This is a genomic window from Streptomyces sp. NPDC057428, from assembly GCF_042803195.1.
Classification (GTDB): Bacteria; Actinomycetota; Actinomycetes; order Streptomycetales; family Streptomycetaceae; genus Streptomyces.
Map to the genome: position 1 here is coordinate 67,342 of NZ_JBHVCT010000026.1, position 11,254 is coordinate 78,595.

Genomic DNA, 11,254 nt, shown 5'->3' on the forward strand with positions numbered 1-11,254 from the left:
CCGCGAGGCGCGTGGACAGTGCCGTCGTCAGCCCGTCGCGTCCACCGCGCCCGCCACCCTCGCAGCGGCCTTCGCGACGGACTCCACGAGGGCGATGCCCGCCTCCTTCGTCGTGTGTCCCCGCGACAGCACCGCCACCAGCAGGGTGTGCCCGCCGCTCGCCACCCGCCCGATGCTGTTGACGTCCCACAGCCCCGTCGTCGTACGGGGCATCCAGCCGTTCTTCAGCGCCGCGTCCGTGCCCGCCGCGGAGACCCCCCAGCGCTGGTCCGCCTCGACCTGCCCCATCAGCTCCGCCACACAGGCCCGGGAAGCCGCCGAGAGCTCCGAGTCCGTACCGAACACCGCCTCCAGAAGCCGCACCTGGTCCACGGCCGTGGTCTGCGTCAGGCCCCACGCGTGGGCGGCTCTGGTCCCCGTCAGCCCCAGCCGCCGGTTGGCCGCGTCGAGTCCCTCCTCCCCGCCGACGGACCTGAACAGCTCGGTGGCCGAGGTGTTGTCGCTGCGCCGGATCATGGCCTCGGCGTACGCCAGTTCCGCGCCGTTCAGTTTCCGCCCCTCGTCCTGCGCACTCAGCAAGAGCGCGGCCAGGATGTCGACCTTGACGATGCTGGCCGTGTCGTAGGCCCCGTCCCCGTAAGCCGCACGCTTCCCGGTCGTGGTGTCCAGTACCGCCACCGACACGTCGGCGCCGCCGGCCAGGGACGCCAGTGCGCCGGCCGGCTCCGCGTCCAGATCCACCTCGGGCTCCTCGCTCCGGCCCGCCGCGGGTGCCGGGCCCGACGCGGAGGATACGGCGGCCACGGCGACGGGCCCGCCGTCCGGTGGACGACCCACCGGATACGCACCCCCGGCGGCGGAACCGACCAGCGGCAGGGCAGCGGCGCAGACCGAAGGAGACAGCACGGACCTGCGCGTCGAGTGGCGGGGCACGGCCCGGACGCCGGGCAGCGCGGTCGGCAGGAGCCTGTGTCCGACCTCTCGCCGAGACGGGAGAGCCGACCCACTACGCTCCTCCTGTGGCGCTCAAGAACATTCCGGACTCAGGTTTCTCCGACGACGACGGCACCGCCTCTCCCGAGCTGACGGCGGCCCTCACCGCCTGGGCCGCGGACCGGTCGGCCGTCGGTCCCGTCCTCGCGGCACTGCGCGACGCCCGGCTCCTCGTGCCGGTCGTCGCCGTGCTGGGGGAGGTGGAGGAGGACGAGAACGGGCTGCGCCGCGAGAAGACCAGCGACATGGCCGTGCCGACGCTGCAGGCCGGTGACCGGCGCGCCCTGCCTGCCTTCACCTCCACCGCCTCGCTGGCCCTCTGGGACCCCCAGGCACGCCCCGTCGCCGTACCCCTGCACCAGGCGCTGCAGGCCGCCGCGCACGAGAAGGCCGACACCGTGGTGCTCGACTTGGCGGGGCCGGTCGCCTTCGAGCTGACCGGCCCGGCGCTTCTGGCCCTGGCCGAGAACCGGACCAGCGCGGACCCGCTCGACGACCCCGCCGTGGTCGGCGCGGTGCGGGAGGCCGTCGCCGCCGAGCCCGAGGTGCTCCGGGCCCACCTCGGCCCCGGGCAGGCCGACGGCACCCTCGCGCTCGTCCTGGCGCCGGACGCGGTGGCGGCCGAAGCCGCGCGCCGCGTCGCCGACGCGCTCTCGGCGAGCGAGGTGCTGCGCGCGCGGCTGGTGCGCGGGCTCGACCTCGCGCTGCTGCCCGCCGGTGCCGAGGCTCCGGGCGAGCCGCTGTTCGTCCGCTGACGCACGCGAGCCCGCCACCTGGGGACGGGCGGCGGGCTCGGAGGGACGTGCGGACAGGCCGGGGCGGCGGAAACCAGTGCCCCTCCCGGCAAGCTTTGCCCCGTCGCGCCGCCCAGCACGCACGCTCGCTGCGTTGGCCAAAAGCCCTGGTAGCTCCGCTACAAGGACTTCCGGCCGCCTTGCGATCGCACGCACCGGCGGGCGCTCCTACCGGGCAAACATTGCCGGTCGCGGCACTAGCCGTAGACGGGGCCCGTGTACTTCTCGCCGGGGCCCTGGCCGGGCTCGTCCGGGACGAGGGACGCCTCGCGGAAGGCGAGCTGCAGGGACTTCAGGCCGTCGCGGAGCGGCGAGGCGTGGAAGGTGCTGATCTCGGTGGCGCCGGCGTCGAGCAGTCCGGCCAGTGCGTGGACCAGCTTGCGGGCCTCGTCGAGGTCCTTGTGCTGCTCGCCCTCCTCGGTCAGGCCGAGCTTCACGGCTGCCGCGCTCATCAGATTGACCGCGACTGTCACGATCACCTCGACCGCGGGGACCTCCGCGATGTCGCGGGCCATGTCGTCGAAGCCGGGGTTCTCGGTGCTGGGGGAGGTCGCGTCGCTCATGCCCACACGATAAGGCCCGGCCGCGCGCGTCCTTCTCGCGGGAGCCGTCGGGAGGACGGATTAGCGCCTGCGCGACCGGACTGCTAACCTTGTGTAACGACCGGCTGGACACCTATGTGTTCGGCCCACAAGTGGAGGCTCCGATCTCCCACCCGACCGTCCTCACGGATGGCGGGTCACCGGTCTGGTGGCGACCATCGTTCCGTACGGACGATGGAGCTGCCCGATGCGCCCCGCGGTAGACGCGGCGGTGTTCCGGTATTTCCAGGAGCCCCGCCTGTGTCCCGTCCGGGGCTCTTTTTCTTTCCCGGCTCGGTTGGTCTCACAGAAGACGTTACGCGGCTGTCCGCCAGGCGGTCGCGTGGTGCTACCGAGGAGGATCCATCAGCGCCGAGCCCCGCATCAACGACCGGATTCGCGTTCCCGAGGTCCGACTTGTCGGTCCCAGCGGCGAGCAGGTCGGGATTGTTCCGCTTGCCAAGGCCCTGGAGCTCGCACAGGAGTACGACCTCGACCTGGTCGAGGTGGCGGCGACAGCCCGTCCCCCCGTGTGCAAGCTCATGGACTACGGGAAGTTCAAGTACGAATCGGCCATGAAGGCCCGTGAGGCGCGCAAGAACCAGGCGCACACGGTCATCAAGGAAATGAAGCTCCGGCCGAAGATCGACCCGCACGACTACGACACCAAGAAGGGTCACGTCGTCCGGTTCCTCAAGCAGGGGGACAAGGTCAAGATCACGATCATGTTCCGCGGTCGTGAGCAGTCCCGTCCCGAGCTGGGATTCCGTCTGCTCCAGCGTCTCGCTTCGGACGTCGAGGACCTCGGCTTCATCGAGTCGAACCCGAAGCAGGACGGCCGGAACATGATCATGGTTCTGGGCCCGCACAAGAAGAAGACCGAAGCCATGGCCGAAGCCCGTGAGGCCCAGGCCGCCCGCAAGGCCGAGCGTCAGGGGTCCGCCCCCGACACCGAGTCCGAGGGTGACACCGCTGAGGCTCCGGCCGCAGCGGCCGAGGCCCCGGCTGAGGCTCCGGCCGAGACACCTTCCGAGGCCTGACCTCCGGGGGCCGCCATCCAGGCGCCCCGGGTTCCTCGGGAACCACCCAAAGATCTGACGCCCCTGCAGTCCGGTGCCCGCACCGCGAGGGGCGCCACCGACGAGGAGATAACGGCGCTATGCCGAAGAACAAGACGCACAGCGGTGCCAGCAAGCGCTTCAAGATCACCGGTTCCGGCAAGGTGCTCCGCGAGAAGGCCGGCAAGCGCCACCTGCTCGAGCACAAGTCGTCCAAGAAGACCCGCTCGCTGACCGGCACGGTCGTCGTGGCTCCGGCCGACGCCAAGAAGGTCAAGAAGCTTCTCGGCAAGTGAGGCCGTTGCCTCCGGTTCACCCGGAGGCGCGACCTCGATCCGACCGGGACCAATTCGTTTCCGGGCTTGGTGAGTCGACAACGTGATTCCCAGCCCCGCTGCAAGGAGTTAAAAGTGGCACGCGTCAAGCGGGCAGTAAACGCCCACAAGAAGCGCCGGGCGATCCTCGAGGCCGCCAAGGGCTACCGCGGTCAGCGTTCGCGCCTGTACCGCAAGGCCAAGGAGCAGGTCACCCACTCCCTGGTCTACAACTACAACGACCGCAAGAAGCGCAAGGGCGACTTCCGTCAGCTCTGGATCCAGCGCATCAACGCGGCCGCCCGTCAGAACGGCATGACGTACAACCGCCTCATCCAGGGTCTGAAGGCCGCCAACATCGAGGTGGACCGCAAGATCCTGGCCGAGCTCGCGGTCAACGACGCCAACGCGTTCGCCGCCCTCGTCGAGGTCGCCCAGAAGGCCCTCCCGAGCGACGTCAACGCCCCGAAGGCCGCCTGATCCAGGCAGCACTTCAGACGTTCCAGCGTTTCGAGCCGGACCCGCAGGCGTGTGCCGTCTGCGGGTCCGGTGCGTTCCACCACGTGCCGCGTACGTAGTCAGCCGTACGCACAGAAACGTACGCAGAGAAGTCGACTTACGCAGAGAGGCTCGCCGCCGACCATGGGCACCCCTGAACTGATCTCCGCACGATCGCCGCGAATCGCCGCCGCACGCCGACTGGCCAGGCGCAATTTCCGCGGCAAGGAGCGCAGGTTCATCGCCGAGGGGCCGCAGGCCGTGCGGGAGGCCGCCGCGCACCGCGGCGGCGACGGCCGGTCCACGCTGACCGAGCTCTTCGCCACCGTCGAGGCGGCCGACCGCTACGCCGACATCATCGGCGCCGCCCACGACGCGGGTGCCCGCGTGAGCCTCGCCGACGCCGACGTCCTCGCCGACGTCTCGCAGACGGTCACCCCGCAGGGTCTGATCGGCGTCTGCCATTTCCTGGACTCGCCCTTCGCGGACGTCATCGCCGCGAAGCCCACTCTGGTCGCCGTCCTCGCGAACGTACGCGACCCGGGGAACGCGGGCACGGTCCTGCGGTGCGCGGACGCCGCCGGGGCCGACGCCGTCGTACTCACCGACGCCTCCGTGGACCTCTACAACCCCAAGTCGGTACGGGCCTCGGTCGGCTCCCTCTTCCATCTTCCGGTGGCCGTCGGCGTTCCCGTCGAGCAGGCGGTCCAAGGGCTGCGGGACGCCGGTGTGCGCATTCTGGCGGCGGACGGCGCGGGCGACAGGGACCTCGACGACGAGCTCGACACCGGCACGATGGGCGGCCCCACCGCCTGGGTGTTCGGCAACGAGGCCTGGGGCCTGCCCGAGGAGACGCGCGCCTTGGCCGACGCGGTGGTCAGGGTCCCCATCCACGGCAAGGCCGAGAGTCTCAATCTCGCCACCGCCGCAGCCGTGTGCCTCTATGCCTCCGCCCGCGCCCAGCGCCCGCGCCGCACCGGCTGAGAGACCTGCCGCCCACGGCCCGGCCGCTCGATACCGGCCACACGCGGCGGTGCGCACCCACAGGGTGTCGCTCGTCCGCCGACGCCTAGTAGGGTGACGAACTCGGGGGCCCACTGCACCGGTTCGAGAGGTGGGGTACGGGATATGGCTGTCGGTACGAGCGGGTCGCGAGCGGCACACACACCGACCGTGCGCGCCCTCACCGACGGAGCCGGCGAGGCTCCGGCCACCGGGGACCCGGCCATGGGCGTGGACCCGGACGATCTCCCCGACGGCCTCGTCGTCGCAGACGGTGCGGGCCGCGTCATCTGCTTCAACGCGGCGGCAGCCCGGATCACCGCCACCTCCCGCACCGCCGCCATCGGCCTGCCGGTGGACCAGGCCCTGCCCCTCGAGGACCTCAAGGGACGCCGCTGGTGGACCCTGACCGATCCGTACGGCGGGCTCCCCACCCGGACCGGCCAGCCCGAGCGCAACCTGCTGCTGCCGGGCGGCCGAGAGGTCCTCGTGTCCGCCCGCTACGTGCGCGAGACCCCTACCGGGCCCGTCCGCCGGCTCGTCGTGTCGCTGCGCGGCACCGAGGCCCGGCGCCGTACCGAACTCAGCCACGCCGAGCTCATCGCCACCGTCGCCCACGAACTGCGCTCCCCGCTCACCTCGGTCAAGGGGTTCACCGCGACGCTGCTGGCCAAGTGGGAGCGGTTCACCGACGACCAGAAGCGCCTCATGCTGGAGACCGTCGACGCCGACGCCAACCGCGTCACCCGGCTCATCGCCGAACTGCTCGACATCTCCCGGATCGACTCCGGACGGCTGGAGCTGCGCCGTCAGCCCGTGGACGTCTCCGCGGCCGTCGAACGCCACATCCAGGCACTCACCGCGAACGGCCAGGCGCCCGACCGCTTCCTTGTGCACACCCGCCAGCCGCTGCCCATGCTCTGGGCCGACCCCGACAAGGTCGACCAGGTCCTCGGCAACCTCCTCGAAAACGCGGTGCGCCACGGCGAGGGAACGGTCACTATCGAGATCGCCCCTGCGCCCGCACCGGCGAAGAGCGACGAGAGCGGAACGGCAGTCACCGTGAGCGACGAGGGACCCGGCATCCCCGAGGAGTCGATGGCCCGCGTCTTCACCCGTTTCTGGCGGGGGAGCAAGCGCGGCGGGACCGGCCTGGGCCTGTACATCGTCAAGGGCATCGTCGAGGCGCACGGCGGTACGATCACCGTGGCCCGCGGACCCGGCGGCGGAGCCGAGTTCCGGTTTATCCTGCCCGTGAGCGCGCCTGCCTACCTGACCCAGGGGGCCTGAGCCGCCCACGGGCTCCTTCGCAGTCCCGCGGACCGTAGACTCGACCTTTGGCACCTTTGCGTCCTCGCTCGTCGAGCGGAGACCGCGGAGTCCGGGGTTCCCCGGTTCAGCGCAGTATCAGCCAATCGGAAGCACGGGAAGAGATGTCGGCACCGAACAAGTCGTACGACCCAGTCGAGGTCGAGGCACTGAAACCGGAAGAGATCGAGCGCATGCGGGACGAGGCGTTCGCCGCCTTCGCCGCCGCGGGCGACCTCGACGCGCTCGCCCAGGCGAAGACCGCGCACACCGGAGGTACCTCCCCCCTGTCGCTCGCCAACCGCGAGATCGGCGCGCTGCCCCCGCAGGCCAAGGCCGAGGCCGGCAAGCGCGTGGGCCAGGCCCGCGGCGCCGTCTCCAAGGCGCTGGCCGCCCGCCAGGCCGAGCTGGAGGCCGAGCGTGACGCCCGGGTGCTCGTCGAGGAGGCCGTGGACGTCACGCTGCCCTACGACCGCACCCCGGCCGGCGCGCGCCACCCCCTGACGACCATGATGGAGCGCGTCGCCGACGTCTTCGTGGCCATGGGCTACGAGATCGCCGAGGGCCCCGAGGTCGAGGCGGAGTGGTTCAACTTCGACGCCCTGAACTTCGTGCCGGACCACCCGGCGCGCCAGATGCAGGACACGTTCTTCGTCCAGGGCTCCGACGGCGCCAAGAACGACGAGTCCGGCGTCGTGCTGCGCACGCACACCTCGCCCGTCCAGGTGCGCTCGCTGCTCAGCCGCAAGCCCCCCGTCTACGTGGTCTGCCCCGGCAGGGTCTACCGCACGGACGAGCTCGACGCCACGCACACCCCGGTCTTCCACCAGATCGAGCTGCTCGCCGTCGACGAGGGCCTCACGATGGCCGACCTCAAGGGCACCCTCGACCACATGGTCCAGGCGCTCTTCGGTCCGGAGATGACGACCCGGCTGCGGCCGAACTTCTTCCCGTTCACCGAGCCGTCGGCCGAGATGGACATGGTCTGCTACGTCTGCCGCGGCGAGTCCGTGGGCAACCCGGACCGCCCCTGCCGCACCTGCGGCAGCGAAGGCTGGATCGAGCTCGGCGGCTGCGGCATGGTCAACCCGAAGGTGCTCGTCGCCTGCGGTGTGGACCCGGAGAAGTACAGCGGATTCGCCTTCGGGTTCGGCATCGAGCGGATGCTGATGTTCCGCCACAACGTAGAGGACATGCGAGACATGGTCGAGGGTGACGTCCGGTTCACCCGGCCGTTCGGGATGGAGATCTGATGCGCGTCCCGCTTTCCTGGCTGCGGGAGTACGTCGACCTGCCGGTGACCGAGACCGGCCGTGACGTACAGGCCAAGCTCGTCGCCGTCGGCCTCGAGGTCGAGGCCGTGGAGCAGACCGGTGCCGGGCTCAAGGGCCCCCTGGTCGTCGGACAGGTACTGACCATCGAGGAGCTGGAGGGCTTCAAGAAGCCCATCCGCTTCTGCACCGTCGACGTCGGCGACGCCAACGGCACCGGTGAGCCGCAGGAGATCGTCTGCGGCGCCCGTAACTTCGCCGTCGGCGACAAGGTCGTCGTGGTCCTCCCGGGCGCCGTACTGCCCGGTGACTTCGCGATCGCGGCGCGCAAGACGTACGGCAGGACCTCGCACGGCATGATCTGCTCCACCGACGAGCTCGGCATGGGCGACGACGGCACGCACGGCATCATCGTGCTGCCGCCGGAGTACGAGCCCGGTACCGACGCGATCGAGCTCCTCGAGCTCGTCGACGAGGTCCTCGACATCGCCGTCACGCCGGACCGCGGCTACTGCCTGTCGATGCGCGGTGTCGCCCGCGAGGCCGCCATCGCCTACGGGCTGCCGCTGCGCGACCCGGCACTCCTGGACGTCCCTCCGCCCAACGCGCACGGCTACCCGGTCAAGGTGTCCGACCCGATCGGCTGCAGCAACTTCACCGCGCGCACCGTCACCGGACTGCGGCCCGAGGCGCGCTCCCCGATCTGGATGCAGCGCAGGCTGCAGAAGGCGGGGATGCGCACCGTCTCGCTCGCGGTCGACATCACGAACTACGTGATGCTCGAACTCGGCCAGCCGCTGCACGCCTACGACCGCACCCGCGTCAGCGGGCCGATCGGCGTGCGCCGTGCCCAGCAGGGCGAGAAGCTCACCACGCTCGACGGTGCCAAGCGCGTCCTGGACGCCCAGGACCTGGTCATCACCGACGACCGCGGGCCGATCGGCCTCGCGGGCGTCATGGGCGGCGCCGACACGGAGATCGCTGACACGGCCGAGGAGGCCGGGACCACCGAGGTCGTCATCGAGGCCGCGCACTTCGACGCGATCACCATCGCCCGCACCGCACGCCGCCACAAGCTCAGCTCCGAGGCGTCCAAGCGCTTCGAGCGCGGGGTCGACCCGCAGGCCGCCGCAGCTGCCGCGCAGCGCACCGTGGACCTGCTGGTGCTCCTGGCGGGCGGCACGGCCGAGGCGGGCGTCACCGAGATCACCGCACCGTCCGCGCCCCGCACCATCGCGATGCCCGCGAGCCACCCCGACCGGGTGGCGGGGGTCGAGTACGGCCGCGAGACCGTCGTACGCCGCCTGCAGGAGGTCGGCTGCGACGTCTACGGGCAGGACGAGCTGCTCGTCACGGTGCCGTCCTGGCGCCCGGACCTCACCGCGCCGAACGACCTCGCCGAAGAGGTCATCCGGCTGGAGGGGTACGAGAACCTCCCGTCCACCCTGCCGAAGCCGCCCTCCGGCCGCGGGCTCACCGACCGACAGCGGCTGCAGCGCCGCATCGGCCGGGCTCTCGCCGGTGCCGGTTACGTCGAGGCGCCGAACTACCCGTTCATCGGTGAGGCCGTCCTCGACCGGCTCGGACTGGAGCAGGACGACGCCCGTCGCCGTACGGTCGACCTCGTCAACCCGCTCTCCGACGAGGAGCCGGCGCTCCGCACCACGCTGCTGCCGGGACTGCTCGGCGCCCTGCGGCGCAACGACGGGCGCGGCAGCCACGACCTGGCGCTCTTCGAGACCGGGCTGGTCTTCAGGCCGACCGGCGAGGAGACCAAGGCTCCGCGACTGCCCGTCGACCGTCGTCCCACCGACGAGGAGATCGCCGGCCTGGACGCCACTCTGCCGCGTCAGCCGCGCCACGCCGCGGTCGTCCTCGCCGGCGCCCGCGAGCTGGCGGGCTGGTGGGGCAAGGGCCGTCCGTCCGGCTGGGCGGACTCCGTCGAGGCGGCGCGCACGATCGCCCGCGAGGCGGGCGTCGAGGTGACGGTCCGCGCCGACCGCCACGCACCGTGGCACCCCGGCCGCTGCGCCGCGCTGTACGTCACGGTCGACGGTCAGGAGACGCTCTTCGGGCACGCGGGCGAACTGCACCCGCGCGTCGTCAAGGAGCTCCACCTGCCGGAGCGGTCCTGCGCGATGGAGGTCGAGCTCGACGTCCTGGAGCAGGCCGTCGACGGCGCGCTCCAGGCGCCGAGGATCTCCACCTTCCCGGTGGCGACCCAGGACGTCGCCCTCGTCGTGGCCTCGGACGTGCCCGCCGCCGTGGTGGAGAAGGCCCTGCGCGAGGGCGCCGGTGACCTGCTCGAATCGCTGCGGCTGTTCGACGTCTTCACCGGCGAGCAGATCGGTGAGGGCCACAAGTCCCTGGCGTACGCGCTGAGGTTCCGTGCCCCTGACCGCACGCTCACGGTCGAGGAGGCATCCGCGGCCCGCGACAGCGCGGTCGCCCTGGCAGCCGAGCGCACCGGAGCGGTGCTGCGCGGCGCCTAGTAGGGCTTGGTCAGGTTGGTTGTGGGTGAGCGTGTCCTTTGGTTCGGTGGTGCGTTGAGGGGGTGTGACTCCGGACGAGATTGCAGCGGTGCGTGGTGAGTTGGAGGATTTCGCGGCGGAGGTTTTCGAGCCGTTCGCGAGGGACGACCAGCGTCGGTGGGGGCAGGTCTACTTGCGGGGCCTGCTCATGGACGGGCAGCGCAAGTCGGTCGAGCCGATGGCCGCCCGGCTGGGTGAGGACGGGAACCGTCAGGCCCTGGCCCACTTCATCACCACCAGCCCGTGGGATCCCGCGCACGTGAGAGCCCGGCTGGCCTGGAAGATGGAAAAGGCGATCCGACCCACCGCCCTGGTCTTCGACGACACCGGGTTCCTCAAGGACGGCAATGCCTCGGCGTGCGTGTCACGGCAGTACACCGGCACCGCTGGAAAGGTCACCAACTGCCAGGTGGGTGTCTCCCTGCACATGGGCTCCGACCACGCCTCGGCGGCAGTTGACTGGCGGCTGTTCCTGCCCGAGACCTGGGCGCCCGGATCCGGGAAGGCAGACCCGGACAAGGTCGCCCGCCGCACCGCCTGCGGCATCCCCGACGACACCGGGCACGTGGAGAAATGGCAGCTCGCGCTCGACATGCTCGACGAGACCCGCTCGTGGGGCATCGAGGTGCCGCTGGCCGTCGCGGATGCCGGATACGGCGATGCCGCAGCCTTCCGCCTCGGTGTCCAGGCCCGCGGCCTCAACTATGTGGTGGGCATCTCGACCACCATGTCGGCCCACCCTGGCGAAGCCGTACCGGTGACCGAGCCGTACTCCGGGAACGGACGCCCCCCGGTCGCGAAGTACCCCAACAAGCCCCAGTCGGTGAAACAGCTGGTCATGGCCGCCGGCCGCAGGGCGGCGAAGCCGGTGCAATGGCGGGAGGGCTCCCGGCCCGGCACCGGA

General features: G+C 71.3%; 11 protein-coding genes. 9 read left to right on the top strand and 2 right to left on the bottom strand.

Going from position 1 to position 11,254, the window contains the following annotated elements; genetic code table 11:
• Positions 1-27 precede the first annotated feature (27 nt).
• On the bottom strand, positions 28-933 hold the full coding sequence (locus ACFU5K_RS13415; RefSeq protein ID WP_384060163.1) for a serine hydrolase: 906 nt from the start codon (positions 931-933) through the stop codon (positions 28-30).
• Positions 934-1,019: 86 nt separating this feature from the next.
• On the opposite strand from ACFU5K_RS13415, the gene ACFU5K_RS13420 reads away from it, so the two are divergent.
• On the top strand, positions 1,020-1,748 hold the full coding sequence (locus ACFU5K_RS13420) for an SseB family protein (RefSeq protein WP_384060166.1): 729 nt from the start codon (positions 1,020-1,022) through the stop codon (positions 1,746-1,748).
• A gap of 236 nt (positions 1,749-1,984) precedes the next feature.
• On the opposite strand, the gene ACFU5K_RS13425 is transcribed toward ACFU5K_RS13420, so the two are convergent.
• A complete protein-coding gene (locus ACFU5K_RS13425; RefSeq protein WP_384060168.1) occupies positions 1,985-2,350 on the bottom strand; it encodes a DUF1844 domain-containing protein in 366 nt (121 codons plus the stop codon).
• 383 nt (positions 2,351-2,733) lie between these two features.
• On the opposite strand from ACFU5K_RS13425, the gene infC reads away from it, so the two are divergent.
• The 8 genes from infC to ACFU5K_RS13465 form a co-directional block, all read left to right on the top strand.
• Positions 2,734-3,408, top strand: a complete 675-nt coding sequence (infC, locus tag ACFU5K_RS13430; protein ID WP_384060197.1) for a translation initiation factor IF-3 — start codon at positions 2,734-2,736, stop codon at positions 3,406-3,408.
• 119 nt (positions 3,409-3,527) lie between these two features.
• Positions 3,528-3,722 carry a 50S ribosomal protein L35 gene (gene rpmI / locus ACFU5K_RS13435; protein WP_099176763.1) on the top strand — a complete coding sequence of 65 codons (195 nt, stop codon included), beginning with the start codon at positions 3,528-3,530 and terminating at the stop codon, positions 3,720-3,722.
• Between the two features lie 114 nt (positions 3,723-3,836).
• Entirely contained in the window at positions 3,837-4,220 is a 384-nt protein-coding gene (gene rplT, locus ACFU5K_RS13440; RefSeq protein WP_007457565.1) for a 50S ribosomal protein L20, read from the top strand.
• Between the two features lie 162 nt (positions 4,221-4,382).
• Positions 4,383-5,222 (top strand): TrmH family RNA methyltransferase, encoded by an 840-nt coding sequence (locus ACFU5K_RS13445; RefSeq protein WP_384060171.1) that lies wholly within the window; start codon positions 4,383-4,385, stop codon positions 5,220-5,222.
• 144 nt (positions 5,223-5,366) lie between these two features.
• The gene (locus tag ACFU5K_RS13450; protein WP_384060174.1) at positions 5,367-6,530 is read left to right on the top strand and encodes an ATP-binding protein; all 1,164 of its coding nucleotides are present in this window, start codon (positions 5,367-5,369) and stop codon (positions 6,528-6,530) included.
• Between the two features lie 143 nt (positions 6,531-6,673).
• Positions 6,674-7,801 (top strand): phenylalanine--tRNA ligase subunit alpha, encoded by a 1,128-nt coding sequence (gene pheS, locus ACFU5K_RS13455; RefSeq protein WP_384060177.1) that lies wholly within the window; start codon positions 6,674-6,676, stop codon positions 7,799-7,801.
• Positions 7,801-10,311, top strand: coding sequence for a phenylalanine--tRNA ligase subunit beta (gene pheT / locus ACFU5K_RS13460; RefSeq protein ID WP_384060179.1), 2,511 nt, complete (start codon positions 7,801-7,803; stop codon positions 10,309-10,311). Before pheS ends, pheT begins: the two co-directional genes overlap by 1 nt.
• A gap of 79 nt (positions 10,312-10,390) precedes the next feature.
• Positions 10,391-11,254: IS701 family transposase (locus ACFU5K_RS13465; protein WP_384060199.1), on the top strand; the 864-nt coding region annotated here is incomplete at its 3' end.

Excerpts from the sequence above, each read along its gene's own strand:
- ACFU5K_RS13450 (WP_384060174.1), top strand. The coding sequence starts at position 5,367 with ATGGCTGTCGGTACGAGCGGGTCGCGAGCGGCACACACACCGACCGTG.
- rpmI (WP_099176763.1), top strand. The coding sequence starts at position 3,528 with ATGCCGAAGAACAAGACGCACAGCGGTGCCAGCAAGCGCTTCAAGATC.
- pheS (WP_384060177.1), top strand. The coding sequence starts at position 6,674 with ATGTCGGCACCGAACAAGTCGTACGACCCAGTCGAGGTCGAGGCACTG.
- pheT (WP_384060179.1), top strand. The coding sequence starts at position 7,801 with ATGCGCGTCCCGCTTTCCTGGCTGCGGGAGTACGTCGACCTGCCGGTG.
- ACFU5K_RS13445 (WP_384060171.1), top strand. The coding sequence starts at position 4,383 with ATGGGCACCCCTGAACTGATCTCCGCACGATCGCCGCGAATCGCCGCC.
- ACFU5K_RS13425 (WP_384060168.1), bottom strand. The coding sequence starts at position 2,350 with ATGAGCGACGCGACCTCCCCCAGCACCGAGAACCCCGGCTTCGACGAC.